Genomic DNA, 373 nt, shown 5'->3' with positions numbered 1-373 from the left:
ATCTAATGAATGTATATTCAACTCATTAATAAATTGTATTTGATTATTCAATAAATTTAAATCAGTATTTTTACCTTTCCAGCTATCACCGAAAGATTTAATAAAGTTTTCATTACTCTTTTGTAAATCATTTCTAGCTTTTTGATATTCCTCAATTATTTTAATATCATTTACAAACTCTTCTTCTGTTAAGTTTCCACTTTGGAGCAATTCAATTTCCAAATTACTAATCAATTTATTAAGTTTTTTATTTTTGAAAATTTTATTTTTTAATGTTGTATATTCTTCACTTAAGTATTGGGCATTAATATTAAGTATTTTTTCATTATATTTGCCTAATATCAATTTATTAGTGTTAGTATAAGTTCTTAAT

Annotated in this window: 1 protein-coding gene; it reads right to left on the bottom strand. The window is 20.9% G+C overall.

Features of this window, described 5'->3' with window-relative positions; translation table 11 throughout:
• Nucleotides 1–373, bottom strand: a 373-nt coding sequence (locus CD129_RS13270; protein WP_170167704.1) for a hypothetical protein, incomplete at both ends; no start/stop codon positions are given.

It is taken from the genome of Mammaliicoccus fleurettii (assembly GCF_003970575.1).
Lineage (GTDB): Bacteria > Bacillota > Bacilli > Staphylococcales > Staphylococcaceae > Mammaliicoccus > Mammaliicoccus fleurettii.
Note: the sequence above shows the minus strand (reverse complement) of the source record. Positions and strands in the feature narration are given on the sequence as shown.